Source organism: Streptomyces sp. NPDC033229 (genome assembly GCF_055576875.1).
Window position 1 is genome coordinate 37,921 of sequence record NZ_JBVIQR010000015.1, and the last position, 26,816, is coordinate 64,736.

The window sequence follows — 26,816 nt, forward strand, 5'->3', positions numbered from 1 at the left end:
TTTTTTTTCCTTCCCCTCCCTCTTCCTCCCCCCCCCCCCCCCCCCCCCCCCCCCCCCCCCCCCCCCCCCCCCCCCCACCGCCGCGCAGCGGAGGTGCACACGCGCCGATCCGCTGGACAGGCCCTGTCACTTGACCCCGCCCGCCATGATGCCGTTGACGAACTGGCGCTGGAAGGCGAAGAAGACCGCCAGCGGCACGATCATCGAGAGGAAGGCCCCCGGGGCGAGGACGTCGATGTTGCTGCCGAACTGCCTCACCTGCTGCTGGAGGGCGACTGTGATCGGCGGGTTGCCGCTGTCCGCGAAGATCAGCGCGATCAGCATGTCGTTCCACACCCACAGGAACTGGAAGATGCCCAGCGAGGCGATGGCCGGGCCGCCCAGCGGCAGCACCACCCGGGTGAACAGCCGTAGCTCCCCGGCCCCGTCCAGCCGGGCCGCCTCCAGCAGTTCCCGGGGGATCTCGGCGAAGAAGTTGCGCAGCAGGAAGACCGCGAAGGGCAGCCCGAAGGCGGTGTGGAAGAGGATCACCCCCGGTGTGGTCTCGAAGACCCCGAGCGTGTTGAAGAGCTTCGCGACCGGAATGAGCGCCACCTGCACGGGGACGACGAGCAGGCCGACCACGACCATGAACCACCAGTCCCGGCCCGGGAAGTCGAGCCAGGCGAAGGCGTAGCCGGCGAGCGCGCCGATCAGGATGACCAGCACCGTGGAGGGAACGGTGATCAGGGCGGTGGTGAGGAGGGACTCCATCACCTTGTCGTTGCCGAGCAGATTGCCGTAGTTCTCCGTCGTCAGCCCGCCGGGGTGGCTGAAGACCTGCCACCAGCCCGAGGCCTCGATGTCCGCCTCGTCGCGCAGCGAGGAGAGCAGCAGTCCGACCGTGGGCATCAGCCAGAACAGGCCCACGACGAGGAGGAAGACGCGCAGGGCGCCCCCGCCGGCCCGGGCTGCGATCCGCGCCGGAAGCGAGCGCTTCGCCCGTACGGCCGTGTCCGTGGTGGTCATCGCCGCCGCTCCCTTCGGATCCTTCGTATGTTCACGAGCATCACCGGCAGGACGAGCAGCAGCAGGAGCACGGCGATGGCGCTGCCGACACCCTGGTTGACGTCCGTGCCGAAGGACGACTGGTAGAGCTGCAGGGCGAGGACGTTGGCGTTGTCGAGGCTGGAGCCGGGGGCGATGATGTAGACGAGGTCGAAGATCTTCAGCACATTGATCATGAGGGTGATGACGACGACCGCGAGGACGGGCGCCAGCAGCGGCACGGTCACCCGGCGGAAGACCTGCCACTCGCTCGCGCCGTCGACCCGGGCCGCCTCCAGCAGTTCCCGGGGCACCCCCGCCAGGCCCGCCGCGACGAGGACCATCGCGAAGCCGGCCCACATCCAGATGTACGAGCCGATGATGGCGGGGGTGACGAGGGTGGGGCCCAGCCAGTCGACGCCGCCGTAGGAGGCGGCGAAGTTGGCGGCGGGAAGGCGCAGTCGGGCGCCCGCCGCGGAGTCGGGCAGGGTGAAGGTGCCGTCGGCGGCCGAGGTCGTCGAGGCGACGGTCTTCCCGTCCTTGACCGCCTCGACCCTGACGCCCGCCAGGGCCTTCTCGCCCTTGTCGATGCGTCCCGCCGTGCCGCTGCCGCCCTTGGCGAAGTCCAGCCACACCGTGCCGGTGACCTTCCCCGCCACCTCCCGCGGCGGGGCGGCGTCCCGGGCACCGGTCACGTCCTCCGGTTTGACGGCCACCAGCGGCAGAGCCGCCGGGGAGCCCGCCCGTACGGCCGACTTGGTGGTGAACGCACCGCCGCCGCTCGCCACCAGGTCCCCGGTCGGCCGGGGGTGCGCGCCGGGGAAGGGCGCGGGGTCGGCGAAGGTGTCGTGGACGCCGACCCACACCGCGTTGGCCACGCCGCGGTCCGGGTCCTGCTCGTACACCAGCCGGAAGATGATGCCCGCGGCGAGCATGGAAATCGCCATCGGCATGAAGACCACCAGCTTGAACGCCGTGGCCCAGCGGACCCGTTCGGTCAGGACCGCGAAGATCAGACCGAGGGCGGTGGCGACGGTCGGGGCGACGGCCACCCAGACGACATTGTTCCGCAGGGCCGTGCGGATCCGGTCGTCGGTGAAGACCTCGCGGTAGTTGTCGACGCCCACGAAGCCGCCGCCGGAGGCGTCGAAGAGGCTGCGGTGGACGGAGTAGCCGATGGGGTAGACGACGAGGGCGCCGAGCAGGGCCAGCGCGGGCAGCAGGAAGCAGGCGGCGACCCACGGCCGGGTGCCGAGCACGCTCCTGGGCGGGGTGACGGGCGGGTCGCCGGGCGTCGGCACGGGCCCGGAGGCCGGTCCGCCGCCCGCTGTCGCGGTCGACATGATGACGCGGCCGTCAGTTCTTGAACGCCTTGGCCGCGTCGGACTCCAGTTTCTGCTGGGTGCCCGCCACGTCCTTGGGGTTGCGCAGGAAGTCCTGGAGGTGCTTCCACTCGCCCTGCCCGGGCTTGCCGCCGAAGGAGGCGGGGGCCTGGTCGGACATGTCGAAGCGGAAGTCGTCGCCCGCCGAGACCAGCGCCTTGGCGATGGAGCGCAGCACGTCGTTGGGGTACACGGACAGGTCGAGGTTCTTGTTGGCCGAGATGAAGCCGCCCTCGTGCGCCCAGATGCCGGCGGCGTCGGAGGAGGCGAGGAAGGTCAGCAGCGCCTGCGCGGCCTTGCTGTCCTTGAGGGCCACCCCGACGTCGCCGCCGGTCACCACGGGCGCGTCGGAGCCCACCGCCGGGAAGGGGAAGACCTTGGCGTCGGTGCCGATCTTCACGTTCGCGCCGAGGATGTTGGCGGCCGCCATGTCGCCCTCGAAGACCATGCCCGCCTTGGCCTTCTCGCCGCCGACGAAGGTCTGCGTGACGGAGGCGGGGAAGGTGACCTGGATGGCGCCGTCGTTGCCGCCCGCCAGCAGCTCCTTCTTGCCGAAGAGCTGCCCGAGGGCGGTCAGGGCTTCCTTGACGGACGGGTCCGTCCATTTGATCTTGTGCTGGGCGAGCCGGTCGTACTTCTCCTTGCCCGCCTGGGAGAGATAGACGTTCTCGAACCAGTCGGTCAGGGTCCAGCCGTCCGCGCCGCCGACCGACACCGGCGGGACGCCGTAGTCGGCGATCACCTGGGCGGTGCGCAGGAAGTCGGCCCAGGACCGGGGTTCCTTCGCGCCCGCCGCATCGAAGATCTTGGTGTTGTACCAGACCAGGGACTTGTTGCTGGTCTTGAAGTACACGCCGTACCGCTTGCCCTCGTACGAGGCGAGGTCCTGCCACCCCTTGGCGTAGTTCTTCTCCAGCTGCGCGGTGACATCGCCGCCGAGCGGCTTGAGCCAGCCCTTCCGCGCGAACTCCTTGAGCACGCCCGGCTGCTGGAGCATCGCCACGTCCGGCGCCTCGCCGCCGGCTATTTTCGAGCCGATGAACGAGGACATGTCGTCGCCGCTGGGCACGAACGACACCTCGGCGCCCGTCCGCTTGGCGAATTCGTCCAGCACCTTCGTGAAGTTCTTCTGCTCCGCGCCCGTCCAGACGGCGGTGACCTTGAGCTTCTGCCCCTTGAGCTGGGGAAGGTCGACGGTGTTCGGGAGTGGTTTCGACGAGCCCGTCTTCCCGCCGCCCTGCGGATCCTTGTCGGCGTCGTCCCCGCAGCCGGCGGCTGTCAGGGCCAGTGCCACCGCCGCGACCAGAGCCAGCGCGCCTCGCGCCGCGCGGGCCCCGCGCGGCGAACTGCGAAGCGGTGAACGCGATATACGCATAGCCGTCCTCCCCGTGCCCGGTTCCCCGTGGACGGCCGCGCGCCGTACGTCGAACCGGCGTACGGCCTGTCTCCCGTGCCGACAGTCCTACGCCCGGTCCGGAGCTGCCGCAATACCGCCGCCGGTATCAACTCACCGATCGTGACCGGGCTGTGATGCGGCGTCACACCGGCGGTGCCGCGCGGGCCCCGTGGACCCGCCCGTCACGCCGGGCGGGGCGGGTCCGGCGGGAGGAGGGGCGGGGCCGGGGACGTGCCCGCCGACTGGGCGGCGCGCAGCAGGGCGCTGGCGAGCAGGGCCAGGTCGGTCGGGCCGTTGCCCAGCTCGCGCAGGGGGCGGCGGGTGGGCGGATCGCCCATGCGCTGCCAGTCCACGGCCACGACCGTCGGGCGCAGTGTCGCCGTCCGGGGGATCCGCCCCGTGACCCGGCCCGCCTGGAACGGGGTCATCGCGTCGTCGTCCGGCCGTTGCAGTCGGCCGCGCCCCGGGGCGGGTTCGCCCGAGCCGCTGCCGTCGCCCGCGCCGTCCGCCGACGCGGGCGCGATCTCCAGCGTGACGCGCAGCCCCGACCGCTCGACCGCCGCCGTGTCGGCCGTGCGGTCCGGGCGCCCGGACGCGGCGACCAGGTGCACGCCGAGCCGCTCGCCGTCCCGGGCCACGGACTCCAGCGCCCGCACGACGGAACCGGCCGCCGGGCGGCCCGTGCTGCCGAGAGCGGGAGCGACGAGCGCGTCGAAGTCGTCGACGAGGACGACGAGGCGGGGCAGGGCCGTCTCGGCGGTGCGCGCCGGACCGTCCTTCTGCGCGCGCAGCTTGAGGGTGCCGCTCGGCGCGGGGTCGAGGTCGCCGGACGCCGCGTCCGCCGGGCGGCGGGGCGAGATGATCTGCGCGGCGGTGTGCTGCGCGTGCCATCCGCAGAAGTCCAGCCGGCCCAGCAGCTCGGCGCGGCGCTTGAGCTCCGAGCTCAGCGCCTGCGCGAACTCCCGCATCCGCACCGGGTCGGCGGCGGCCAGATACGTCGACACATGCGGCAGGTCCGTACAGACCCGCAGCCCCTCGCCGCGCTCGGCGCCCGCCCCGTCGACCAGGACGAGCGAGAGCCGGTCGGGGCGGTCGGCGGCCGCCAGCGACGCGGCGAGCGAACGCAGCAGCTCGGTCTTCCCGCAGCCGGGCCCGCCCTCGACGAGCAGATGCGGGCCGTCGGCGGCCAGATCGACGGTCAGTGGCCCGTGCGGACCGGCGCCGAGGACCGCGACGGCCCGGCCGCCGGGCCGGGCGCCCCGGTCCGTGGCCGCCGCCCAACGGGCCGTCAGCGAGGCGGGGGTGGCCCGGGCCAGGCCCAGCTCGTCCAGTAGCCGCGCGGTCCGCGGCAGCGCCGCGACCACCCGCCCGGCCTGTCCGTGCGCCCCCTGCGCGTCCGCCATCCGCAGCGGCGCCAGGGCCCGCGCGAACCGCTCGGCCCACGCCGCCGAGACCGCGTCGACGGCGGCGATGACGGTACTGCCGCCGAGCGCCGCCGCGGGGTGGGCGCCGGGGCCGTGGGCGGGCGCCGGGACCGTACCGCCGTACTGCGTGGCGTGCCCGCCGGCAGGCGCGTACCCACCGGGCACCGCGACGCCGGCCTGCGGGCCCGCGCCCGCCTCGAACGCCGCGCCGCCGCGATGGAGCACCTGGACCACCGTGGCCACGTCCCCGCTCAGCAGCGCCACCGCGCCGCACTGCGGGAAGGCCGGGGAGAGCGCGCGGGCCGTATCGAGGGTGGCGGAGACGGGGGAGGCGGGGGTGGTCGCCGGGGTGTCCGCCAGGCACAGGAGGTGGATGCCCGCCGCCGGGCCGCCCGTGGCCAGCCGCGAGACCGTCTCCCGCAGCGCGGGCGAGCCGGGGTCGCCGTCGACGATCAGGATCGTGTACGGGCCGCTGTGGTGCTCGACGACCGACGCCACGGCCTCGGGTGCCGCACTCGCCCAGTTCGGCCCGAGGGGGCCGTCGTCGAGGCGGCGCACGAGCTCCGCCGTACGGGCCTCGGCCTGCTCGCGGTCGTAGGCGACCAGCAGCCGGCAGTCCTGCCCGTGGGTGGGCCGCAGCTGCGGCAGCCAGCCGAGCCAGGACCACTCCGCCAGCCGCTCCTCCGCGCTCCGCGAACGGTCGGCACTGATCAGGACGAATTCGAGCGCGGCGGGCGGGTGCAACGCCGCGAGCTGCGCGAGGACGGACCGGGCCAGCCCGGACAGCCGCTCCCGGGGGCCCGCCAGGCCGAGTGCCCCGACCTCCCGCAGCGCGACCGTCACCGGCACGGACGGCAGCAGCCCGCTGCCGTCGGCGGCGTACCGGTCGGTGGTGCCGAGCCGCACGGTCAGCAGGTCCGCGTGGTCGGGGCCGCGCTCCCACAGCCGGGGCCCGGGCCCGAGCGCGGTCAGCAGCACGCACGCCGGGTCGGGCCACCGCTCGCGCAGCGACTCCGCCAGGGCACGGGCCCGCTCCGCGTCGCCCTCGGCCGAGGGCGGCCACTCCTCGGCGACGACCGCCCGCTCGGCTCCCCGCCCGCCGGCCAGCCGCCGGGCCCAGGCACCTATGCCGCGCTGACGGCCGCCCCGCTTGCCCTCGGCCCGCTCCTCGCCCGCGGCGGGCGGTGCGCTCCGGTCGTCGGGAACGTCGAACTGGGTGCCGCGCCCGCCGTGGGTGATGTGCCCGCCGGGGGCGTACCCGTCGGGGGTGTGGTCCGGGGTGTAGGGGTCGGGTGCTCCGATGAAGCCGTTGTGGTGGCGCGGTCCGGGCACGGAGGGGTCGCCGAAGCGGCTCGGCGCCACGGCATCGGCCGAGCCGAAGTAGCCCTCGGTGAAGCCGGTGGGCCCGGGGAAGCCGACGATCCCGACCGACTGGTGGGTCTCGGCGGTCCTGGCCGAGCCCGCGGTGGCGTGCGCCATCGCGGGGCCGCCGCCGGCGTCGCCGAAGCCGTCGGCCGGGGCGGGACCGGCGCCTCGGGGGGCGCGGGCGGGCCCGGGGACGCCGCCGTATCCGCCGCCCGCGCCCGGCCCCGCGAACGCGGCGGAGCCCTCGGCCCACGAGGTCGCCCCCCGGGGCTGCCCGGCGCTGCCGGGGACCGTGCCCCCCGCCGCCACCCGGAGGTGCCCCTCCCCGTCCGGTGCCGCCGGAAGGACGCGCGGCGAGGTGTCGGAAGGGCTGTGCAGACTCAGCGTGGACTCGCCGACCCGCAGCAGCGTGCCGGGGGGGAAGGGGACCGGGCGCCCGTCGACCGGAGTGCCGTCGAGCACGGTGCCGTTGGTGGAGCCGAGGTCGTGCAGGGTGACGGCGCCGTCGTCGGTGACGGTGACCGCGCAGTGCAGCCGGGAGACATCGGGGTCGTCGAGGGGCACGTCCGCCGAGCTGGAGCGGCCGATGCGGACCTCGCCGCCGTGCAGCAGGTGCACCCCGCCCGCGTCCGGTCCCGAGACCACGTGCAGCCGGGCGGCCGCCTCCGGCACGCCGGACAGGAGCACGCCCGCGTGCCGGTCCGGGTCGGCCGGGGCGCCCAGGGACAGCACGGCGCCGTCGATCAGTGGTGGCTCGCCCAGCGCGCAGCGCTGCGCGTCGAGCCGCTCGGCGCCGGCATAGACGACGACGGCACCGCTGCCGAGATCGCAGCCCGCCGCCGCGGCGGCGGCCGCGAGGCCGCTCGCCACACTGGCGAGGGCCGTCCCGGCGGGGGCGGTCACCAGCACATCGCAGGCGCGCGTCGCGTGAGGGCCATGAGGGGGTGTGTGGCCGCTGAGCGGCCCGAGGACGGTCAGCCGGATCTGCATCGCCGTCAACGGTCCCTTCCTGCCCGGAGTGCCCGGCAGGGTTCCGCACTTCCCCCACCACGCACGGGCGCGTCGGCACGTACAGGTCACCACGTTCGCGCGGGGCCTCCCGCTCCCTCCCCGCCGCATCCGTGCTGTGAGCATCCTCGCACCTGCCACTGACGACGCGCCCGGCGAGAGCCAATTCGTGATCTTGAACGACCATCCGAAGGTGCGAAAACGTGAGGTCACGAACGCCGGATGGCGAAGTCGTGCCGCACCGTGTTCGCTCAGGGTTCGCTAAGGCCCGCTCCCGGTCCATCCCCGTCCCGTACCGTCAGCCGCCCGTGCCCGGTTCCCTCGCACGGGGGGCGTGGCGGGACGCGTGTGGCAACCATCTGTCCGGAACGCGCGTCTTTCCCGTGAGCCCCACTGAATGAGACCCGTCAACGGGCGGTGCGGCAGCACTACAGTGGGCGAATGGCCGGGCAGCGGCCACCGCAAGCTTGGATCACGATCAGGGAGCGCATGACGTGCGGCCGGTAGGCAGTAAGTACCTGCTCGAGGAGCCGCTCGGACGCGGAGCCACGGGCGTCGTCTGGCGAGCCCGCCAGCGAGAGGCGGCCGGCGCCGAGGCCGCCGTGGCCGGCCAGCCCGGCGAGACCGTCGCGATCAAGGTCCTCAAGGAGGAGCTGGCCAACGACGCGGACGTCGTGATGCGCTTCCTGCGGGAGCGCTCCGTCCTGCTGCGGCTCACCCACCCCAATATCGTCCGCACCCGCGACCTCGTCGTCGAGGGCGATCTGCTGGCGCTCGTCATGGACCTGGTCGACGGCCCGGACCTGCACCGCTATCTGCGTGACAACGGCCCCTTCACCCCCGTCGCGGCCGCGCTCCTGACCGCCCAGATCGCCGACGCCCTCGCGGCCAGCCACGCCGACGGCGTCGTCCACCGCGACCTCAAGCCCGCCAACGTTCTCCTGCGGAACGACGGCCAGGCGATGCACCCGATGCTCACCGACTTCGGCATCGCCCGCCTCGCGGACTCGCCCGGTCTCACCCGCACCCACGAATTCGTCGGCACCCCGGCCTACGTCGCGCCCGAGTCCGCCGAGGGCCGCCCGCAGACGTCCGCCGTCGACATCTACGGCGCGGGCATCCTGCTGTACGAGCTGGTCACCGGCCGTCCGCCGTTCGCCGGCTCGACCGCCCTGGAGGTTCTGCACCGCCACCTCAGCGAGGAGCCGCGCCGCCCCACCACCGTCCCCGAACCGCTGTGGACGGTCATCGAGCGCTGCCTGCGCAAGCGCCCCGAGGAGCGGCCCAGTGCCGAGAACCTCGCCCGCGCCCTGCGCGTCGTCGCCGCCGGCGTCGGCGTGCACGCCTCCCCGGCGCAGGCCGAGGCCGCGCTCGGGGTCGCCGCGCTGCTCGCCCCGGACCCCGAGCCCGCCCAGGTGCCCGGCACCGGCGCGGACGGCGGCACCGGCGGCGCCGCTTTCGGTGACGCCGAACCCACCCAGATGCTCCCGTCGAACGCGGGCTCCTACGACCCGAACGCCGCGACCAGCCTGCTGCCGAACACGCCGCCCGGCCCGGCCGGCTCGAACGCCGACCCGACCCAGGTCCTGCCCGCCGGCCCCGGCGGTCCGCAGGGGGGTGACCCCACCCGCGTCATGCCGCCGGTGCCCCCGGGCCCGCCGCAGCCCTCGGGCGACGACCCGCACCCGTGGCAGACCCAGCTGCGCGCGGCCCGCGACCGCAACGACCAGACGCAGGTCCAGTACCTGGACCCGAGCGAGGACCCGCTGCGCCGCCGCCCCACGCGCCGGGCCGGCGCGCCCCAGCAGCCCCCGCAGCAGCCTCCGCGTCACCAGCAACAGCCGCCGCAGGGCCAGCAGTACGGGCAGCAGCAGTACGGCCAGCAGCACGGGCAGCCGCAGTATGGCCAGCAGCACGGGCAGCCGCAGTATGGCCAGCAGCCGCCGCAGCCCCAGCCCCAGCAGTACTCCCCGCAGCGACCGCCCCAGCGGCAGCCGAGACAGCAGCCCCAGCGGCAGCCGCAGCCGCGCTACCAGCAGCCGCCGCAGCCCCAGCAGCAGCACCAGCCGCAGCGCTACGCCCCGCCGCCCGCACCCGAGCCCGCCGCCCCGCGCCGCGAGCCCAGGCCGCCGCGGCAGCGCAGCGCGAACCCGATGCGGATTCCGGGACTGGGCTGCCTCAAGGGCTGTCTGTTCATGATCCTCATCCTTGTCCTCGGGTCCTGGCTGGTCTGGGAGTTCACCCCGCTCAAGGACTGGGTCGCCGACGGCAAGAGCTTCTGGGACGCCACCTGGGACTGGGTCACCGACGTCAAGAACTGGGTCTCCGACCTCGGGTCGGGCACGTAACCCCGCTTCGGCACCGGCCGGGCCGGGGGCAGTCCCCCCGGCCGTCCCCTCTCCGGCACGATCTTGGAGACTTGTCGACATCTGAAGGGTGTTTTCTGCCGCAGAAGCGGCGGTCGGCACAGATCGGTGCCCCTAACATCCCTTCAGCCGCGTAGCTTTGTCGCCAACGCGCCCTCCCCGGGGGTCGGAGGACCAGGAAAGGAAGCCGAAGAGTCTTGGCACGGAAGATCGGCAGCCGGTACACCGCCCACCAGGTCCTGGGGCGCGGCAGTGCCGGCACGGTGTGGCTTGGCGAGGGCCCCGAGGGCCCGGTCGCCATCAAGCTCCTGCGTGAGGACCTCGCGTCCGACCAGGAGCTCGTCGGCCGGTTCGTGCAGGAGCGCGCGGCCCTCCTCGGCCTCGACCACCCGAACGTCGTCGGGGTGCGCGACCTCGTCGTCGACGGCGCCGACCTCGCCCTCGTCATGGACCTCATCCGAGGGACGGACCTGCGCACCCGCCTCGACCACGAGCGCCGCCTCGCCCCCGAGGCCGCCGTCGCCATCGTCGCCGACGTCGCCGACGGGCTCGCCGCCGCGCACGCCGCCGGGATCGTGCACCGCGACGTCAAGCCGGAGAACGTCCTCCTCGACATGGCGGGCCCCCTCGGCCCCGCCGGGGCGCACCCCGCGCTGCTCACCGACTTCGGCATCGCCCGCCTCGTCGACACCCCGCGCCGCGCCGCCGCCACCGGTGGGGTCGGCGGCTCCGCCGCCCCGGGCGGCCGTTCCCCGAACCCGCGCAGCGTCATCGGCACCCCCGACTACCTCGCCCCCGAGATCATCGAGGGCCTGCCGCCGCGCGCCTCCGTCGACGTCTACGCCCTCGCCACCGTGCTCTACGAGCTGCTGGCGGGCTTCACCCCCTTCGGCGGCGGCCACCCGGGCGCCGTCCTGCGGCGGCACGTCACCGAGACGGTGGCGCCGCTGCCCGGCATCCCCGACGAGCTGTGGCAGCTCATCGTCCAGTGCCTCGCCAAGGGCCCCGCGTCCCGGCTGCGGGCCTCGGAGGTGGCGGTGCGGCTGCGGGAGCTGCTGCCGAGCCTGGCCGGGTACCCGCCGCTCGACATCGACGAGCCCGAGGACGGGCAGAGCGCCGCGGACACCGGGCGCGACGGCGGCTACGACGACCGGTCCGCGACGACGGCCATGGCCGCCGAGCCGCGCCGCCGGGGCGTGGTGCCGCTCGTACCGGGCGCCGTCGCCGACTCCAGCCGCGAGACCCATACGAGCATGCGCGTGCCCGGTCCCGAGGAGCTGGCGGGCGGCGCCCACGGCACGGCCCGCGCCCCGCGCGCGGCCGGGGAGCGCCGGGCGGGCTCCGCGCGCCACCGGTCGGCTTCGGAAGCGCTGCGGCGCCGCCGTGTGAAGCTCGGCGCGGCCGCGGTGGCGCTGGCCGCGGCGGCCGGGGTGGGCGGCTGGTTCGCCGTGGCCGACCACGACTCCGGCGACGCCAAACCGGGCGTCCACCGCACGGAGCCTGAGCCCTCGCCGGGAAGGTAGCCCCAGGAGCGGGTGGCCCTCCGGCCCCGGTGGAAGCCCGGGGCACGGCGGTCGGCCGCGAACGCGAGCCTTCGCCGGGCAGGTGGCCCGCCCGCGGGCGGGCCGCGCCTTCGCCGGGCGGATCGCGTGGCGGGCCGTGGCAGCGCACCGGTGGCCTCCGGCCCGGTGGAAGGCCGGCCGCGGCGGCCGGGTGCGAGCCGCGAGCCTTCGCCGGCAAGTGCCCCCGGCGGGCAGGCCGCGCCTTCGCTGGGCGAACTCACGGCGGGGCCGTGGCAGCGCACCGGTGGCCTCCGGCCCGGTGCAAGGCCGGCCGCGGCGGCCGGGCGCGGCGCGATACACGGGGCCCGTTGGACGCCGCCCCGGCGACATGGCGCCCGGCCCCCTGCCGAAGGGAGACGCTCCACTCCCACCCCGGCTATTGAGGCAGCCCCCTATATAGCCGTTATGGCCCGGAAATACCCGCCCCGGAGATCTTCGGCGCCGACCTTCGGGCCGTGCAGCCCGGCGCAGCCGTTAGGCTGGGTGCGTGGCAGTCGTTGATGTATCCGAAGAGCTGAAGTCCCTCTCCTCGACCATGGGGTCGATCGAGGCCGTCCTGGACCTCGACAAGATGAGGGCCGACATCGCCGTGCTCGAGGAGCAGGCGGCGGCCCCGTCCCTGTGGGACGACCCGGACGCGGCGCAGAAGATCACCAGCCAGCTGTCGCACCTCCAGGCGGAGCTGCGCAAGACCGAGGCGCTGCGCAGCCGCATCGACGACCTCGCGGTGCTCTTCGAGCTCGCCGAGGCCGAGGACGACGCGGACACCCTCGCCGAGGCCGAGGCCGAGCTGACCTCGGTCCGCAAGGCGCTGGACGAGATGGAGGTCCGTACCCTCCTCTCCGGCGAGTACGACTCCCGCGAGGCGCTGGTCAACATCCGCGCCGAGGCCGGCGGCGTCGACGCCTCCGACTTCGCCGAGCGCCTCCAGCGCATGTACCTGCGCTGGGCCGAGCGCCACGGTTACAAGACGGAGATCTACGAAACCTCCTACGCGGAAGAGGCCGGCATCAAGTCGACCACCTTCGCCGTGCAGGTCCCGTACGCCTACGGCACGCTCTCCGTCGAGCAGGGCACCCACCGCCTCGTGCGTATCTCGCCCTTCGACAACCAGGGCCGCCGCCAGACGTCCTTCGCGGGCGTCGAGGTGCTGCCCGTCGTCGAGCAGACCGACCACGTCGAGATCGACGAGTCCGACCTGCGCGTGGACGTCTACCGCTCCTCCGGCCCCGGCGGCCAGGGCGTCAACACCACCGACTCCGCGGTCCGGTTGACCCACCTTCCGACCGGCATCGTCGTCTCCTGCCAGAACGAGCGCTCGCAGATCCAGAACAAGGCGACCGCGATGAACGTCCTCCAGGCGAAGCTCCTTGAGCGTCAGCGCCAGGAGGAGCGCGCCAAGATGGACGCCCTCAAGGGTGACGGCGGCAGCTCCTGGGGCAACCAGATGCGTTCGTACGTCCTGCACCCGTACCAGATGGTGAAGGACCTGCGTACCGAGTTCGAGGTCGGCAACCCCACCTCCGTGCTCGACGGCGACATCGACGGCTTCCTCGAGGCCGGTATCCGCTGGCGCAAGCAGCAGGAGAAGTAGTCCAACCGCTGACATAGCCGGGCATCACGCCCGTAACCGCCTTGACGCCACCCTGAAAACTGTGAAGGGTGGCGTTCGGCATGCGTATCACTGGGGCGCGTGTGGCGGGGGGCGAGCGGCCCGGCTGATTCGGCCGGTTCAGCCATGTGTGGTCCCCAGAGCGCCAAGGCCCCGTGAAGAGCTGCTCCAATGACGAGTTCAGCTACTGGGGGTAGCAGGCAGATGACGAAGAACACGCGACTGCGCGTCGCGCGAATAACTGCCGGTGCGGTGATCGTGGCGGGTGCGTCGCTGACCGCCGCCGGCGCGGCATCGGCCGCCGGGGTGGACGTCGAGGTCGGCGGCATCGGTGTGAAGGCGACCGTCGGGGCCGACCCGACGACCGAGCCCACCGTCGACCCGACCGTCGACCCGACCGAGATCCCGCAGCCGACGCAGCCGCCCACCACCGGCGGTTCGACGACCACGGGTGGCACGACCACGGGTGGCACGTCGGAGGGCGGCACCACGACGGGTGGCACCACCACGGGCGGGACCACGACCGGTGGCACGACCACGGGCGGTTCGACCACGGGCGGTACCACCACCGGCGGTTCGACGTCCGAGGGCTCGACCAGCGGCGGCAGCACCAGCGGTGGCTCGACCAGCGGCGGTTCCACCTCCGGTGGTTCGACCTCCGGCGGTTCGACCTCTGAGGGTTCGACCTCCGGCGGTTCCACCAGCGGCGGGACCACGACCGGCGGCAGCACCACGACCGGCGGTTCGACCTCCGGCGGCTCGACCTCCGAGGGTTCCACCTCCGGCGGCTCGACCAGCGGCGGCTCGACCTCCGAGGGTACGACCGGCGGTGGCACCACGACCGGTGGTTCCACCGGCGGTGACGACGACGGTGACAGCACCGGCGGTTCCACCGGCGGCGACGACCACAGCGGCTCCGCCACCGGCGGCAGCGGCAAGGGTGACGACGCCACGACCTGCCCGGTGGACACGGACTCCAACTGCGGCACCAGCACCGACGGCGGCGGCTCCAAGCCCGTGCAGCAGGCCAAGCCGAAGGAGCAGCTGGCCCAGACGGGTGCCGGTCAGACGTCCTTCCTGCTGATCGGCGCCGCGACGATGATCGCCGGCGGCATCGGCTTCCGGATGCTCCCGCGCCTGGTCAACCGGAACACCGCGGCCTGATCGGGTACACGTGTGATGACGGACAGAAGGCCCGGAGCGGGCAACGCTCCGGGCCTTCTGCCATGTCTACGGTGAGTAACCGTGCTCCGCGGGGGTTACGTCCCCGTGAGGATGCGCATACGCTCCGTCCGTACGCCGATCGTCGTCGAGCGTGGTCGAGTGATTACGCGGCGAAGCCGTGGGCGACCAGGGCCACCGCGATGAGCGCCACCAGCAGCGCGATCAAGGTGGCGGGCGTCAGCGCGGCGAACGCGCCTTCCTGCTGCTCAAGCCGCTGACGGCTGGCCCGGCAGACCGGGCACCTGCCCTCGCTGACCCGGCCCGCGCAGCTGGCGCACACCAGTCGGTCGCATGTCATGCGATCTCCTCCTCCGGCACGTCCAACGCGCGGGATACCCGTGTGGTTCCCCTTACCACTGTGCCAGCTTTCCCGCCGTTCGGCGCGACTGCTCGCGCGCAGCGCAAAACGAGGCCCAAATGTCCTCGTTTTGTCCCCGATGGTGTTGGTAATAAACGCGTCAACCCCGGATGCCGACTGCGCGTGCACCGGTGGTTCGCGTATGGTCACGCACACCGACGGGAGCCGCGCGCGCGGTGTTCCGTGCCACTATCCAGGTCGACGCGTGGTGCACTCGTGATCCGATTCGACAACGTCTCCAAGTCCTACCCGAAGCAGAACCGTCCGGCGCTCCGCGACGTCTCGCTGGAGATCGAGAAAGGCGAGTTCGTCTTCCTCGTCGGTTCCTCGGGTTCGGGCAAATCCACCTTCCTGCGGCTGCTGCTGCGCGAGGAGCGGGCCAGCCACGGTCAGGTCCATGTGCTCGGCAAGGACCTCGCCCGGCTCTCCAACTGGAAAGTGCCGCAGATGCGCCGCCAGTTGGGCACCGTGTTCCAGGACTTCCGGCTGCTGCCCAACAAGACGGTCGGCGAGAACGTCGCCTTCGCCCTGGAGGTCATCGGCAAGCCGCGCGGTGAAATCCGCAAGGGCGTGCCCCAGGTCCTCGATCTGGTGGGCCTCGGCGGCAAGGAGGACCGGATGCCCGGCGAGCTGTCCGGCGGTGAACAGCAGCGCGTGGCCATCGCTCGCGCGTTCGTCAACCGTCCGATGCTGCTGATCGCCGACGAACCGACCGGCAATCTCGATCCGCAGACCTCCGTCGGCATCATGAAGCTGCTGGACCGGATCAACCGGACCGGGACGACCGTCATCATGGCCACGCACGACCAGCAGATCGTGGACCAGATGCGCAAGCGCGTCATCGAATTGGAAAAGGGCCGGCTCGTGCGCGACCAGTCGCGCGGCGTCTACGGCTACCAGCACTGAAAGGACGCCATGCGCGCCCAGTTCGTCCTGTCGGAGATCGGCGTCGGTCTCCGCCGTAATCTCACGATGACCTTCGCGGTCATCGTCTCCGTCGCCCTGTCGCTCGCCCTCTTCGGCGGGTCACTGCTCATGCGCGAGCAGGTCAGCACGATGAAGGGCTACTGGTACGACAAGGTCAACGTCTCGATCTTCCTCTGCAACAAGGTCGACGTCGAGTCCGATCCCGCCTGTGCGAAGGGCGCGGTCACCGAGGACCAGAAGAAGCAGATCAAGGCCGACCTGGAAAAGATGCGGGTCGTCCAGAGCGTTCAGTTCGAGACGAGCGACGAGGCGTACAAGCACTACAAGGAACAGTTCGGGAAATCCCCGATCGCCGGTTCCCTGACGCCGGACCAGATGCAGGAATCCTTCCGGGTCAAGCTCAAGGACCCGTCCCAGTACAAGGTCATCTCCTCCGCCTTCTCGCAGCGCCCGGGCGTCCAGGTGGTGCAGGACCAGAAGACGCTGCTGGAGAACCTCTTCAATCTCCTCAACGGCATGAATCTCGCGGCGCTCGGCGTGATGGGCCTGATGCTCGTCGTGGCGCTCATGCTGATCGTCAACACGGTCCGGGTCTCGGCGTTCAGTCGCCGCCGGGAGACCGGGATCATGCGGCTGGTCGGCGCGTCCAGCATCTACATCCAGATTCCCTTCATCATGGAGGCGGCCTTCGCCGGGCTCCTCGGCGCGGGCTTCGCCTGCGTCCTGCTCGTCTGCGGCCAGTACTTTCTGGTGAACAACTGGCTCGCGCACCACGTCGACGTGATCCAGTTCATCGGCTGGGACGCGGTGCTCGCCAAGCTGCCGCTGGTGCTCGCGATCGGCCTGCTGATGCCCGCGCTCGCCGCCTTCGTCGCGCTGCGGAAGTACCTCAAGGTGTAGCCGCCCGCGCACCGGAGCACAGGACATGCGCCGAGGGCGCCGTGCGGCTTCGCCGTTACTTCGTTGACGGTCAACTCCCCGTACGGCGCCCTCTCGTGTCCTAGACTCTCGCGCATGCCCGGCCCGACGATGTTCGTTCCGCCGCGCCGCGTCCGTCGTGGAGCGGCTCTGACACTGGTCTTCGCGAGTGTGCTCGCGGCCGGTGCCACCGCCGGTTCCTGGGGGATGGACCGGCAGGACGGCGGGGAGCGCGAGGGCGGCAGGTCCTCCCGTACGGTCGCGAGGGCCGTCGACCGCCGGGCCGTGGAGGCAGCCGCCGCGCAGGCCGCGCGGAAGGGCAAGTCCGGTTCGGAGGCCGCCGCCGAGGTGGTCAGCCGCAGTGGCGACCGCTGGAGCGCGGTCTACAGCGCCCGCGAGTACGAAGGCTTCCAGCGCGCGTTAGACGGCGCGTACGTCGGCGTCGGTCTCTCCGCCCGGCGCGGGCCGGGCGGAGAGACCGAGATCGACGGAGTCCAGCCCGGCAGCCCCGCCGAGCGCGCCGGGCTCCGCCCCGGCGACCGGGTCCGCACGGTCGACGGCGCGGACACCACCGGCCGTCCCGTCACCGAGACCGTCGCCCGGCTGCGGGGCGACGCCGGCAGCCCGGCGCCCGGCGACGACGCGGGGAAGTCCTCGGTCCGGTCCGCCGCGGCCACACCCGGTACCCCCGTGCGCCTGGGGCTCCAGCGCGGGGACCGCACCTGGGAGCACACCCTGTACCGGCAGCGGCTGACCACCCGGAGCGTCACCGTCGACCGGCTCCGGGACGAGGAGGCGCCCGCCATCCGGATCAAGGTCGCCTCCTTCACCAAGGGCAGCGGCGAGCGGGTCCGGCAGGCGGTGCTGGCCGCCGGGCGCGGCGAGGGCATCCTGCTGGACCTGCGCGGCAACTCCGGCGGTCTGGTCACCGAGGCCGTCGACGCCGCCTCCGCCTTCCTCGACGGCGGCCTCGTCGCCACCTATGACGTGCACGGCGAGCAGCGCGTGCTCCAGGCGGAACCCGGTGGTCACACCCGGCCGCCGCTGGTCGTCCTCGTCGACGGCGGCACGATGAGCGCCGCCGAGCTGCTGGCCGGCGCCCTCCAGGACCGGGGCAGGGCCGTCCTCGTCGGCGGGCCCACCTTCGGCAAGGGATCCGTGCAGATGCCCAGTCGGCTCCCCGACGGCTCGGTGGCCGAGCTGACCGTCGGCCATTACCGCACTCCCGCCGGGCGGGCGGTCGACGGCCGGGGCATCACCCCCGACCTGGTCGTCCGTGGTGACGCCGAGCAGCGGGCCCGCACAGTATTGAGTGGCCTCGGGGTGGGGTCCTAGTGCGAGAATGACCGCGCTATGGCTAAGCAGAAGAAAGAGACCCCAGGTCGCAAGCTGGTCGCGCAGAACAAGAAGGCGCGCCACGATTACCACATTCTGGACACCTACGAGTGCGGCATGGTGCTGACGGGCACCGAGGTCAAGTCGCTCCGCCAGGGCCGGTCCTCGCTCGTGGACGGCTTTGTGCAGATCGACGGCGGCGAGGCATGGCTGCACAACGCCCACATCCCCGAGTACACCCAGGGGACGTGGACGAATCACAGCGCGCGCCGCAAGCGCAAGCTGCTGTTGCACCGTGCCGAGATCGACAAGCTCGACTCCAAGTCACAGGAGACGGGTCACACGATCGTGCCGCTGGCGATCTACTTCAAGGAGGGCCGGGCCAAGGTCGAGATCGCCCTCGCCAAGGGCAAGAAGGAGTACGACAAGCGGCAGACGCTGCGCGAGAAGCAGGACACGCGGGAGTCGAACCGCGCGATCGCCGCCGCGCGCAGGCGCCAGCGGGCGAAGCAGCAGACGCTGTAGCCCTCCCGGGGACCGCCCCCGGGAATACGCTGGCACCCTCGTGCGTTGGTCACGTACGATGGGCATCGCACACCACCGGGTGGTGCCGGGTGTGCACTTTGAAAAATCAACATGGGGATGATCGGTTTCGACAGCGGATGTCGAAGCAGGGGAAGCGTGTCGAGGAAGCGGCAATGATCTCGTAAACCATATGTCGCAACCTATAATCGCCAACACCAAGCGCGATTCCTTCGCCCTCGCTGCCTAAGTAGCGACTGCGTGAAGTGTCAGCCCGGGCTTGTTCCCGACCCGGATCCTGGCATCAGCTAGGGAACTAAACTTCTAGACCCGGTCACGGGGTCTGGAAGGAAATCAAACAGTGGCTGGGCCCGTCGGAGACTTGTTCGCGTGATCTCCGGGGCCGAGAAAAGCGCAGCGAACTGCACACGGAGAAGCCCTGATTCTGCACCGTTGGACGCGGGTTCGATTCCCGCCATCTCCACTCATCCCATGTGAGCCTGAGGCCCGAGACTACGTCTCGGGCCTCAGGTTTTTTTCCGGCTCTGTACGGGGAACGGCCGGAGTTGCTTTTGCCACCTGCGCAAACCCGGGAACATCCGCCGGATACGGGCAACCATCGGGCCGGGGCGGCCATCTTCCTCATTGACCGACAGGGGGTGTGCGGTGAAGTGGACTCGGACGGCGGTGGCCGTGGTGGGTGTGGGGCTGATGTGGCCGACGGCCGGCCTCGCGGTGGCCGACGACGGGCCGGGCGAGGGGGTGAACGTGCTGCTCAACGGCGCGTTCGACAACCGGCCCGGCGAACTGATCGACATCGACGTCCGGGGCGTCCGGGCGGGCGCGGACGTCACCGTCAGCTCGCCCGTCTTCGACCGGCCGGTCCGGCTGGCCCCCTCGGACGGCAGCCATCACGCGCGGCCCGCCGTCGAGATGTCCACTCCGCCCGGTACGTACCCGCTCAAGGTCAGGGCGGACGGCAAGATCGTGGCCAGGGAACAGGTGGAGGTCAAGGCCTCGGAACGGCCGACGTTCCACGTGAGCACGCCGGGTGACGAACTGCGGCCCGGCGAGGAGCTGGGGATGTGGTTCGACGATCTCTATCCCGGCGAGACCGGCGACGCCTTCACCGTGCGTTCCCCGGCCTTCCCCGCCCCCATCCGGCTGGCCCACGACCCCAAGGGCGCCGACTGGAACAACCCCCGGATGTTCTCCGCGCCCGTACGGCTGCCGGCCGACGCGAAGGACGGCACCTACAAGGTGGAGCTGACCGGCCCGGACGGTCGGACCCTCCAGAACGCGGACCTCGTGGTCCGCGCCGCCCGGCCCGGTGACAGCGACTACGTGGGCAAGGCGCGCGGCCCCGCCTTCTTCGCCGACAAGGACCGGCCGGAGGACGCCCGCAGCTCCGGCGCGAAGGTCGCGGCCGGTGGCTCGGTCAAGGTGCTGTGGAGCGACGAGTCACCCGATCCGGGCGAGGAGGACCGGCTGACCGCCACCTCCCCGGCCTTCGAACGCGCGGTGATGTTGAAGCGCGACGACAGCAAGGCGGGCGACGGCGACGACCCGCGCTACTACGGCCCGGCCCGCATCCGGACCGATCTGGAATCCGGCCGCTACCCCGTCACCGTCGTGAGCCACCACGGACGGGTGAAGAGGACCGGTCACCTCGTGGTCGCCGGGTCCGCCCCCACGTCCCCGGACGACGGCCCCGACCGCACGGTGCTCATCGTCGGCGCGGGCACGGGCGGGGCGGCTGTGGCGGCAGCGGCGGGCGTGGTGATCTTCCGGCGCGTCCGGAGCCGGGCGTAGCGAGCCCAGCCGAAACCAGCCCGTCCGGCGATTGAGGACGCGCCCGCAGGGCGCTCGCCGCCGCAGGCGGCAACGACGGCCCGCAGCCGAAGATCCGTCGGACACCCCCTAGCGGGCGGCGCCACGCGTCACAGAGCCATAGATCTCGTACCGCTTGAAGCCCAGGTGCCGCGTCCCGGCATGCTCCAGGACCTTGCCCCAAGCAGGGGAGGAGGCCAGGACGGGCAGCGCCGCCTCGTGGGCGGCGACATCGGCCCACTCGGAGTACTTCAGGACGCGAGTGCCGTCCTTGGTGAGGTGGAAGTGGGCGGCGACCAGCCCGGGCAGCGGGGTCTCCCGCTGCGCGGCGACGACGGTGTCGGCCCATGAGCGCTGCCGCTCGGGGGTGGTCGCGTCGACGGTGGCGAGGACGATCAGACGCGGTGTGAGGGACGTGTCCGCCGTGATGCTCCGGTAGACGTGGGTGCGGTGCAGCCCCGGGCGCTCGATGCCGGGGACGACATCGTCGAGTTTGCTGATCATGCCGTCGCGGCGGGCGCGGGCCCAGGCGAGATGGGCCTCGTCGCTGGTCCACTGGGAGTAGTGCAGAAGGCTGCTGCCGTCGGTGTTCAGGAAGATGTGCAGGGCGAGGGACCCGTCGGCGTCTCCGCCGGGGCCCCGGCCCATGGTGTCCGACCACTCTGCGAGAGCCATGTCGGCGGCGGTGCGGGAGCCCTCGGCGCTGCCGACGATCCATTCACTGACGAGGTGGGTGCCGGCGTCGGGGCGGCCGACGCGGGGCAGTTCGAGGCGCGGGGCGGTGGACATGGGTGGCCGGACTCCTTGCGGTGATCGCTGGCAGATGCGCTCAGCGTCGAACATCAACCGCGCTTGAGGTCAAGGCGGTTCGTGAAGAGACGGGCGAGCCGCCCGGGGCGCCGGCGCAGCGTGTTCCGTGCGGCCGCCGGGTCTGTGGCCGGGCGGGGCATGGCGATCAGGGTGCCGCCACTGACGGCGAAGAAGGGGGAGGGGCTGTGATGGGGCTGATTCGGCATGTCTCCAGCCTCGCTGGAGGGGGATACGGCGGTCCAACACCTGATCAGTGGCCATTAACGCGTCTGTGTTGTTAACTGCGCCGCATGCCGCACGACATGGAACCGCGACTGCTGCGAGCGTTCGTCGCCGTCGCCGACGAACTGCACTTCACCCGGGCGGCGGCGCGGTTGTACGTGGCCCAGCAGGCGCTCAGCCGGGACATCCGGCGACTGGAACAACGGGTGGGCGGCGAGCTGTTCGCGCGTACCACCCGGCAGGTGACCCTCACGGCGGAGGGCACCCGGCTGCTGCCGTACGCGCGGGCGGTACTCGCCGCGCACGACGAGCTGGCGGCGGCCTGCGTACGGGAGGAACGGCCGCTGCTCGTGGACATCGGCGCCGGCGTCGGCGTCCCGTCCCAGGTGCTGACGGCGGCCCGGGAGGCCGCACCCGAACAGGAGTTGATCGCCCGGTACCTCAGCGGCCTGACGGGCGCGGCGGGGGAGATCACCACCGGACGCCTGGACGTCTCCTTCGGCCGCGTCGCCGGCCTCGACCCGGCAGTACGGGCCCGCCTCGATCACCAGCCCGTGCGGTACGAGCCGATGGCCGTGCTGCTCCCGGAGGATCACCGGCTGGCGGAGCTGCGGGAGGTACCGCTCGGCCAATTGGCGGGCGAGACCCTCTACGCGGCTGCCGGAAACCCGATGACGGCGGAGTGGACCGACCTCGCAGAAAGGCTCTTCGAGGGACGGGGAATTCGCATCGCCGAGCCCTTCCCCGAAATCGAGGGGGACGAGGAGTTCATCCGCGTCATCCGCAAGCGGGGGTGGTCGGTGCTGGCGAGCGTCGAATTCATCGACGTGCCGGGCATGGTGCTGCGACCGCTGGTCGACCCGGTGCCGCTGTCGCCGGTGGCGATGGTGTGGCGGAAGGGCCTGCGACATCCGGGGCTGGACGCGCTCCGGGCGGCGGCGCGTGGGCTGGCCGCGTCACGGGGGTGGCTGGGAGGTCCGGTGGGGGCGGGGTGGCTGCCGCCGGATGACGCGGCGCTGATGGGGGCGGCTTAGCCCGTCGGCGACTCCAGGTGGGCGAGGAATTCCCGCCAGGGGCGGTGGGCGAAGGAAAGCGGGGGGCGGGTGGGGGCGTTCGAGTCGCGCACCCACACTTCGTGGAGGAGGAATGCGACCTCTACGCAGTTCCCCTCGATGTTCTGACTGAAGGTGCTCCTGCGCCAAAGTGGCCGAAAATTCTGGTCGCCCACGCGAGTCTCCCTCCCGCTCGGCCGGTGATTGATTGCTGACCGGGGAGGGATGCGGCCCAACTCCCCTGCTATCCCATCAGATTGGCAAGTAATTGGTGATCAGGGAAGGGCGGGTCGGAATGCAATTAAATATCTGGGAAATTCGGCATTTGCTCGTATGTGCTGCGGACTGTGCGCACCGAGGTCGTACACACTGTTTGTACGGCCGAGTACCGTTCCGGCGGTGCGGTCCATCGCCTAATCTGAGTTAGTGCCCGGCCCCGACTGTGTGTGGCAGAGGAGACGTCATGGGGAACTCGACCTCGGCCGGTCCGTCTCGAGGCGCCAGGCGAGCCTTGTGGTACGTGTACCTACTGGCTGCCGGCATTGCCGCGACGGGCTTCGGAGCCTTGATCGCGGCCGCCACCGGAGGGTCCGTGCTGGTGCACGTACTGGCCTCCGGGGCGGTGGTTGTCGCGGCAGGGTGGGCGGCGCCGTCCCTGCTCAGCTGGGCGTATCGCTGGGCTCGCCCTCGTTCGACGGGCTCGCGGGCTCCTCGCCGCGCGGGTTCGACCCGGTGAGCGACGATCTGCGGGAAGCGCGTGGCTGACGTCGGCGACTGGCTGCCGCGACCGCGGTGGTGCCCGCGCAACACCCGGCCGCCGTCAGCCAGGCCGAGGGGTTCGGTATCAGCAGAAGGGCCACGGTCACCAGCGCTCCGGCGCTCAACAGCACGCTGATGACGAGCAGGATCAAGTTCCGTGTCCTGCGGGAGTCCGTCACGATCTCCCGCAGGACGATGACGGCGATGTCCCAGGCGCTGGACGAGTCGTCAGGGTTCTGGCGTCGGCGAGGGCTCGGTCGATCGCTACGGCCGGCCATCGTTCCGCAATTCGTTGGTGCGTCCCCGTAGATGTGCTGCTCCGCCGCGCGTGAATCCGGGCACGGCAGGGCTGATTATGCTGTTCACGAATCGCTCCGAATCAACCTACTGCTGTAGGCATGGGAGACGGCCTCTCCTACGCCTCTACGCTCACTTCCACCGAGGGTCGGGCCTCCGGGACTCCGTTCATTCCTTCGATCGCCCGGTCGATCAAACGGGGTAGGTCTTCCCGAGGGGCCTGTGCTTCCAGCGCCCAGAAAGTTTCCAGATAGCGGCTGGTCGCTTCGGTGTCGTCACTGAAGACGGAGTCCCCGGACGTCTTCTCCAGATAGAGGATGTCGTCCATCTCGCCGTTGAATTCGAGAAGGACGAAGGAGCCTTGCAGGCCGACATGGGCGCCGACGCTGAAGGGGACGATCTGGATGGAGATGCCGGGGCGGGTCGCCATCTCCTTGAGATGGAGCAGTTGACTCTTCATTACCCCCGGGCCGCCGGTCCACCGATGGATCGCTGCCTCGTCGATGATGAAGAAGAACTCGGGGCGGTGCTCGCTCTCCAGCAACTCCTGTCGCTGGAGCCTGGCTTCGACGGCACGATCCATTCGCTCCCCTGTGATGTGCGGTGCGAAGGCCAGACTCGTCGCCCGCGTGTACTCCTCGATCTGCAGCAGGCCGGGGATCACGAGCGGTTCGAAGGACCGCACGATGCTTGCGGCCACCTCGTACGACAGCAGGTCCATGTAGGGCTTGGGGAGCAGCCCTCGGTACTCCCGGTACGGCATCTTCCGGCTGGCGCGGGCCAGCTCCAGGAAGTAGTCCATGCGCTGCTGGTCGGTGATCCCGTACTCGTGGAGCAGCGCCCGTAGGTCGTTGGTGGAGATCCCCACCTGGCCGGCTTCGATCCTGATCAGCTTGGAGGGGCTCCAGTCCATCCTGGCAGCCACTTCCAGCTGAGTGAGTCCGGCCTTGGTGCGGGCCTTCTTGAGCTCGGTGCGCAGTTGCCGCCGCTGTACCACGGCGCCCGGAGTAGCCACGATCGCTGGTCCTTCCCCGCAGGACAGGCAATCAGAGACTGCCCTGACGAAATCAGTGTGTGGTCGTTGTCAGCCCTCCGGCAAGTGGCTCGGACGCCACGCGGAAGGGGCCTGTCGGGGAGATGGCACCTCGCCCGCGCAATGTGCCAGCTGGCAGATGGCGCACCGGATGGCTGAGGGTTGGCAGGAAGGGCACTCCCAGGCAAGATGTTGATCTATTGCCTCATGCCGAATGAGCCTTCACAGGCAGGCTTCAAGATCATGCTAATGGGCTAAAAACGGCAGGCCAGAGCCACTCTTGTGCCGTAGGGCTGCGGCGCCGGAGCCTGATTAATCGCCGTGCGATTCACCCGTGAGGGGCGGATCGGATGCACTGGGGCGCACCTCACGCCCGGGGGCTCACGCGGTGCGGCTCGCCTCCGGCGGGGCTGCTTGTGGGTTCGTGCGTCCGGGGGACCGCCGACTACTCCACTCGGCGTGCGGTGGGTGGGCCGGTTGGCCTACGCGGGTGGGCCGGTTGGCCTACGCGGTACCTAGTCGGCGGTGCGGGCGAAGGCCGTGAAGGCCGACCAGGCCTCGGGGGTGACGGTCAGGCGGGGGCCGTCGGGGACCTTGGAGTCGCGGATGTGGATGGTGGTGGGGAGGGCGGCGACGCGCTTGCTGCCGCTGTAGCTCGACGTGTGCCAGGCGTGGGCGACTTCGACACAGTTTCCGCCCTGCTCTGTGCTGTAACTGGACCTGAACCACGCAAGGTTGTGGCTGAGCTGTGCGCTGGTCATGTCTCTCCTAGCAGCCGGTCCAACAGGCTCTTTGACTCTTCGGAGTTGAGAGCCTGTGCACGCAGCATTCCATATTTCCGTGTGAGGACGCTGACGTCGTCCGGCTCGGAAAAGAGGCGTCCCCCGAGCTGCGCTTCCACATAGGCGAGCTGCTGGTGGCTGGGTGTTTCCAGCAAGACAAAGGGACCGGAGAGGCCGGCGTGGGAGGTGTAGGCGAGGGGCATGACCTGGATGGAAACACCCGGCAAGTCGGTGGAAATTCGCAGATGGCGGATCTGCTCGTGCATGACCTTGGAGCCGCCGAGGCGGCAGTGCAGCACGTCTTCGGAGAGGATGAAGCTGAAAGTGACGGGCACCGTGCGATGTAGCAGCTCTTGTCGTTCGATCCGAGCCGCGACGCGCAGCTCGATCTCCTCCTCGCTGAGCGAAGGGGTGGTCGTGCGGAAGGTGGCGCGGGTGTAGTCCTCGGTTTGGAGCAAGCCAGGAATGACCTGGTTCTCGTACGAGTAGTGGGAGATCGCCTCCTTCTCGTGCGCCATGAACTCCTCGGCCCAGGCGGGGTACCTCTCGCGCGCGGACACGTACTCCACGCCTACCGCCAGTGCGCCGCCCGTGTTCAGGATTCGATCCAGCTGTTCCGCCACGTCAGGCAGGAGGGGCCGCCTTCCCTGCTCGATCGAAGCGATCGTCTCTTCGTGCACGCACAGACGATCGGCAAGCGCGCGCTGAGTGAAGCCCGCGTTCGTGCGGAACAGCGCGAGCTGGGCGCCAATGAGCTGCATGGACGTGGACTGCTTCTTGGCGTTCTTCCGGGTCTGCATGGAGACCAACTCCCCACCCACGGGTGCGAATGACCGGTGCGGGACCCGTACAAAAAATCTGTACGGGCTGACGCACTGGTCCACCCTAGTTACCCGCTGCGACCGTTGTGGCATGAAAGACGTGACTCAACTCCCGTACTTCCACAAGCGGTTCTACCGCCGTACTTCCAGATCCGTACCCATGGCCAGAGACTTCGGCCGTAAGACGCTGGAACGTTGGGGCCTCACCGACCGAGCCGAAGACATGTTGCTCTGCGTGAGCGAGTTGGCCACGAATGCCCTGCTGCACGGGGTGCCCGTCGGGCGGGGGTTTCTGCTCCACATGTGGCTGCTCGACGATCACGTCGTACGGCTGGAAATGCACGACAGCGGCGACGGGCGCCCCGTAGCCCGTACGACCACTCCGGCGGAGGAAGAGCGGGGCCGGGGGCTGCTGCTCGTGGACGCGCTGGCGGACAAATGGGGGGTCGGGGAGCGGGACCCCGGAAAAGTGGTGTGGTGCGAGTTCCATTGCGCCCCGCCCGAGGGGGCGGCCCCGCCCGAGGGGGCGGTGTGAGGGCCGTGGGGCGGCTCGTCCGGCCGTGCGTGCACCACTCGGGTTGGACGGAGACCGGAGGCGAAGCCCGGTGCGTGGATTGCGGGACGCGACGGTTCACGGACTACGGGGCGCTGAGGCCGCCCGAGCTGCCGGAGGCGGTGACTCCGTCCGATCACGCCCGCGACAAGGCGGACCGGGCGGCGGCCCGGCAGGTGTGGCAGCGTATTCGGCTCCGGTTACTCCCTGGGTAGGGTGACCGCCGTGCGAA

At 71.4% G+C, this 26,816-nt stretch carries 24 protein-coding genes and 1 other RNA gene; 13 read left to right on the top strand and 12 right to left on the bottom strand.

Translation table 11 applies throughout. The features are described 5' to 3' along the window. Window positions 1-126 precede the first annotated feature (126 nt). The 4 genes from ACZ53N_RS15590 to ACZ53N_RS15605 all read right to left on the bottom strand — a co-directional run bounded on the left by ACZ53N_RS15590 (window position 127) and on the right by ACZ53N_RS15605 (window position 7,583). Window positions 127-1,008 (bottom strand): carbohydrate ABC transporter permease, encoded by an 882-nt coding sequence (locus ACZ53N_RS15590; RefSeq protein WP_469141384.1) that lies wholly within the window; start codon window positions 1,006-1,008, stop codon window positions 127-129. Next, the gene (locus ACZ53N_RS15595) at window positions 1,005-2,369 is read right to left on the bottom strand and encodes a carbohydrate ABC transporter permease (protein ID WP_469141385.1); all 1,365 of its coding nucleotides are present in this window, start codon (window positions 2,367-2,369) and stop codon (window positions 1,005-1,007) included. The genes ACZ53N_RS15590 and ACZ53N_RS15595 overlap by 4 nt, the downstream gene beginning before the upstream one ends. 13 nt (window positions 2,370-2,382) lie before the next feature. Continuing rightward, window positions 2,383-3,783 (bottom strand): ABC transporter substrate-binding protein, encoded by a 1,401-nt coding sequence (locus ACZ53N_RS15600; protein ID WP_469141386.1) that lies wholly within the window; start codon window positions 3,781-3,783, stop codon window positions 2,383-2,385. Between the two features lie 203 nt (window positions 3,784-3,986). After that, the gene (locus ACZ53N_RS15605; protein WP_469141491.1) at window positions 3,987-7,583 is read right to left on the bottom strand and encodes an FtsK/SpoIIIE domain-containing protein; all 3,597 of its coding nucleotides are present in this window, start codon (window positions 7,581-7,583) and stop codon (window positions 3,987-3,989) included. A gap of 512 nt (window positions 7,584-8,095) precedes the next feature. Here ACZ53N_RS15605 and ACZ53N_RS15610 point away from each other — a divergent pair. The 4 genes from ACZ53N_RS15610 (at window position 8,096) to ACZ53N_RS15625 (ending at window position 14,305) form a co-directional block, all read left to right on the top strand. Further along, window positions 8,096-9,949, top strand: a complete 1,854-nt coding sequence (locus ACZ53N_RS15610; protein ID WP_469141387.1) for a serine/threonine-protein kinase — start codon at window positions 8,096-8,098, stop codon at window positions 9,947-9,949. Between the two features lie 215 nt (window positions 9,950-10,164). After that, on the top strand, window positions 10,165-11,490 hold the full coding sequence (locus ACZ53N_RS15615) for a serine/threonine-protein kinase (RefSeq protein ID WP_469141388.1): 1,326 nt from the start codon (window positions 10,165-10,167) through the stop codon (window positions 11,488-11,490). 526 nt (window positions 11,491-12,016) lie between these two features. Next, window positions 12,017-13,123: a peptide chain release factor 2 gene (gene prfB, locus ACZ53N_RS15620; protein ID WP_469141389.1), complete on the top strand. Its 1,107-nt coding sequence runs from the start codon at window positions 12,017-12,019 to the stop codon at window positions 13,121-13,123. Between the two features lie 222 nt (window positions 13,124-13,345). Beyond that, window positions 13,346-14,305, top strand: a complete 960-nt coding sequence (locus ACZ53N_RS15625) for an LPXTG cell wall anchor domain-containing protein (protein ID WP_469141390.1) — start codon at window positions 13,346-13,348, stop codon at window positions 14,303-14,305. Between the two features lie 163 nt (window positions 14,306-14,468). On the opposite strand, the gene ACZ53N_RS15630 is transcribed toward ACZ53N_RS15625, so the two are convergent. Next, window positions 14,469-14,663, bottom strand: coding sequence for a hypothetical protein (locus ACZ53N_RS15630; RefSeq protein ID WP_469141391.1), 195 nt, complete (start codon window positions 14,661-14,663; stop codon window positions 14,469-14,471). Window positions 14,664-14,939: 276 nt separating this feature from the next. Here ACZ53N_RS15630 and ftsE point away from each other — a divergent pair, with 276 nt between their 5' ends. The 6 genes from ftsE (at window position 14,940) to ACZ53N_RS15660 (ending at window position 20,237) form a co-directional block, all read left to right on the top strand. After that, window positions 14,940-15,629, top strand: coding sequence for a cell division ATP-binding protein FtsE (gene ftsE, locus ACZ53N_RS15635; RefSeq protein WP_130878113.1), 690 nt, complete (start codon window positions 14,940-14,942; stop codon window positions 15,627-15,629). Window positions 15,630-15,638: 9 nt separating this feature from the next. Then, complete coding sequence (gene ftsX, locus ACZ53N_RS15640) at window positions 15,639-16,550, top strand: permease-like cell division protein FtsX (RefSeq protein WP_469141392.1); 912 nt, start codon at window positions 15,639-15,641, stop codon at window positions 16,548-16,550. Window positions 16,551-16,664: 114 nt separating this feature from the next. Next, window positions 16,665-17,903: a S41 family peptidase gene (locus tag ACZ53N_RS15645; protein WP_469141393.1), complete on the top strand. Its 1,239-nt coding sequence runs from the start codon at window positions 16,665-16,667 to the stop codon at window positions 17,901-17,903. Window positions 17,904-17,921: 18 nt separating this feature from the next. Beyond that, entirely contained in the window at window positions 17,922-18,428 is a 507-nt protein-coding gene (gene smpB, locus ACZ53N_RS15650; protein WP_469141394.1) for an SsrA-binding protein SmpB, read from the top strand. Between the two features lie 113 nt (window positions 18,429-18,541). Beyond that, window positions 18,542-18,912: a transfer-messenger RNA gene (ssrA, locus tag ACZ53N_RS15655) on the top strand. Window positions 18,913-19,091: 179 nt separating this feature from the next. Continuing rightward, the gene (locus ACZ53N_RS15660; RefSeq protein WP_469141395.1) at window positions 19,092-20,237 is read left to right on the top strand and encodes a hypothetical protein; all 1,146 of its coding nucleotides are present in this window, start codon (window positions 19,092-19,094) and stop codon (window positions 20,235-20,237) included. Window positions 20,238-20,345: 108 nt separating this feature from the next. Here ACZ53N_RS15660 and ACZ53N_RS15665 read toward each other — a convergent pair whose 3' ends face one another. Next, complete coding sequence (locus ACZ53N_RS15665) at window positions 20,346-21,044, bottom strand: antibiotic biosynthesis monooxygenase (protein WP_469141396.1); 699 nt, start codon at window positions 21,042-21,044, stop codon at window positions 20,346-20,348. A 53-nt stretch (window positions 21,045-21,097) separates the two neighbouring features. Further along, window positions 21,098-21,271: a hypothetical protein gene (locus tag ACZ53N_RS15670; protein ID WP_469141397.1), complete on the bottom strand. Its 174-nt coding sequence runs from the start codon at window positions 21,269-21,271 to the stop codon at window positions 21,098-21,100. 84 nt (window positions 21,272-21,355) lie between these two features. Between ACZ53N_RS15670 and ACZ53N_RS15675 the strand changes: the two genes are divergently transcribed. Then, on the top strand, window positions 21,356-22,321 hold the full coding sequence (locus tag ACZ53N_RS15675; protein ID WP_469141398.1) for a LysR family transcriptional regulator: 966 nt from the start codon (window positions 21,356-21,358) through the stop codon (window positions 22,319-22,321). Here ACZ53N_RS15675 and ACZ53N_RS15680 read toward each other — a convergent pair. The 5 genes from ACZ53N_RS15680 to ACZ53N_RS15700 form a co-directional block, all read right to left on the bottom strand. Further along, window positions 22,318-22,515 carry a DUF397 domain-containing protein gene (locus tag ACZ53N_RS15680; protein WP_469141399.1) on the bottom strand — a complete coding sequence of 66 codons (198 nt, stop codon included), beginning with the start codon at window positions 22,513-22,515 and terminating at the stop codon, window positions 22,318-22,320. The genes ACZ53N_RS15675 and ACZ53N_RS15680 overlap by 4 nt on opposite strands. Window positions 22,516-22,998: 483 nt before the next feature. Then, complete coding sequence (locus tag ACZ53N_RS15685; RefSeq protein ID WP_469141400.1) at window positions 22,999-23,376, bottom strand: hypothetical protein; 378 nt, start codon at window positions 23,374-23,376, stop codon at window positions 22,999-23,001. A 137-nt stretch (window positions 23,377-23,513) separates the two neighbouring features. Further along, a complete protein-coding gene (locus tag ACZ53N_RS15690) occupies window positions 23,514-24,410 on the bottom strand; it encodes a helix-turn-helix domain-containing protein (protein ID WP_469141401.1) in 897 nt (298 codons plus the stop codon). 533 nt (window positions 24,411-24,943) lie between these two features. After that, window positions 24,944-25,189 carry a DUF397 domain-containing protein gene (locus ACZ53N_RS15695; protein ID WP_469141402.1) on the bottom strand — a complete coding sequence of 82 codons (246 nt, stop codon included), beginning with the start codon at window positions 25,187-25,189 and terminating at the stop codon, window positions 24,944-24,946. Next, on the bottom strand, window positions 25,186-26,010 hold the full coding sequence (locus ACZ53N_RS15700) for a helix-turn-helix domain-containing protein (protein ID WP_469141403.1): 825 nt from the start codon (window positions 26,008-26,010) through the stop codon (window positions 25,186-25,188). The genes ACZ53N_RS15695 and ACZ53N_RS15700 overlap by 4 nt, the downstream gene beginning before the upstream one ends. A 112-nt stretch (window positions 26,011-26,122) precedes the next feature. Here ACZ53N_RS15700 and ACZ53N_RS15705 point away from each other — a divergent pair, with 112 nt between their 5' ends. Then, on the top strand, window positions 26,123-26,566 hold the full coding sequence (locus ACZ53N_RS15705; RefSeq protein WP_469141404.1) for an ATP-binding protein: 444 nt from the start codon (window positions 26,123-26,125) through the stop codon (window positions 26,564-26,566). Further along, window positions 26,470-26,799: a DUF6255 family natural product biosynthesis protein gene (locus tag ACZ53N_RS15710; RefSeq protein WP_469141405.1), complete on the top strand. Its 330-nt coding sequence runs from the start codon at window positions 26,470-26,472 to the stop codon at window positions 26,797-26,799. Before ACZ53N_RS15705 ends, ACZ53N_RS15710 begins: the two co-directional genes overlap by 97 nt. Window positions 26,800-26,816 lie beyond the last annotated feature (17 nt).

Bases quoted from the DNA above. Each gene is read 5' to 3' on its own strand.
- ACZ53N_RS15590 (WP_469141384.1), bottom strand. From the start codon at position 1,008: ATGACCACCACGGACACGGCCGTACGGGCGAAGCGCTCGCTTCCGGCG.
- ACZ53N_RS15595 (WP_469141385.1), bottom strand. From the start codon at position 2,369: ATGTCGACCGCGACAGCGGGCGGCGGACCGGCCTCCGGGCCCGTGCCG.
- ACZ53N_RS15600 (WP_469141386.1), bottom strand. From the start codon at position 3,783: ATGCGTATATCGCGTTCACCGCTTCGCAGTTCGCCGCGCGGGGCCCGC.
- ACZ53N_RS15605 (WP_469141491.1), bottom strand. From the start codon at position 7,583: ATGCAGATCCGGCTGACCGTCCTCGGGCCGCTCAGCGGCCACACACCC.
- ACZ53N_RS15625 (WP_469141390.1), top strand. From the start codon at position 13,346: ATGACGAAGAACACGCGACTGCGCGTCGCGCGAATAACTGCCGGTGCG.
- ACZ53N_RS15630 (WP_469141391.1), bottom strand. From the start codon at position 14,663: ATGACATGCGACCGACTGGTGTGCGCCAGCTGCGCGGGCCGGGTCAGC.
- ftsX (WP_469141392.1), top strand. From the start codon at position 15,639: ATGCGCGCCCAGTTCGTCCTGTCGGAGATCGGCGTCGGTCTCCGCCGT.
- ACZ53N_RS15645 (WP_469141393.1), top strand. From the start codon at position 16,665: ATGCCCGGCCCGACGATGTTCGTTCCGCCGCGCCGCGTCCGTCGTGGA.
- smpB (WP_469141394.1), top strand. From the start codon at position 17,922: ATGGCTAAGCAGAAGAAAGAGACCCCAGGTCGCAAGCTGGTCGCGCAG.
- ACZ53N_RS15665 (WP_469141396.1), bottom strand. From the start codon at position 21,044: ATGTCCACCGCCCCGCGCCTCGAACTGCCCCGCGTCGGCCGCCCCGAC.
- ACZ53N_RS15670 (WP_469141397.1), bottom strand. From the start codon at position 21,271: ATGCCGAATCAGCCCCATCACAGCCCCTCCCCCTTCTTCGCCGTCAGT.
- ACZ53N_RS15675 (WP_469141398.1), top strand. From the start codon at position 21,356: ATGCCGCACGACATGGAACCGCGACTGCTGCGAGCGTTCGTCGCCGTC.
- ACZ53N_RS15685 (WP_469141400.1), bottom strand. From the start codon at position 23,376: ATGGCCGGCCGTAGCGATCGACCGAGCCCTCGCCGACGCCAGAACCCT.
- ACZ53N_RS15695 (WP_469141402.1), bottom strand. From the start codon at position 25,189: ATGACCAGCGCACAGCTCAGCCACAACCTTGCGTGGTTCAGGTCCAGT.
- ACZ53N_RS15700 (WP_469141403.1), bottom strand. From the start codon at position 26,010: ATGCAGACCCGGAAGAACGCCAAGAAGCAGTCCACGTCCATGCAGCTC.
- ACZ53N_RS15705 (WP_469141404.1), top strand. From the start codon at position 26,123: ATGAAAGACGTGACTCAACTCCCGTACTTCCACAAGCGGTTCTACCGC.
- ACZ53N_RS15710 (WP_469141405.1), top strand. From the start codon at position 26,470: ATGGGGGGTCGGGGAGCGGGACCCCGGAAAAGTGGTGTGGTGCGAGTT.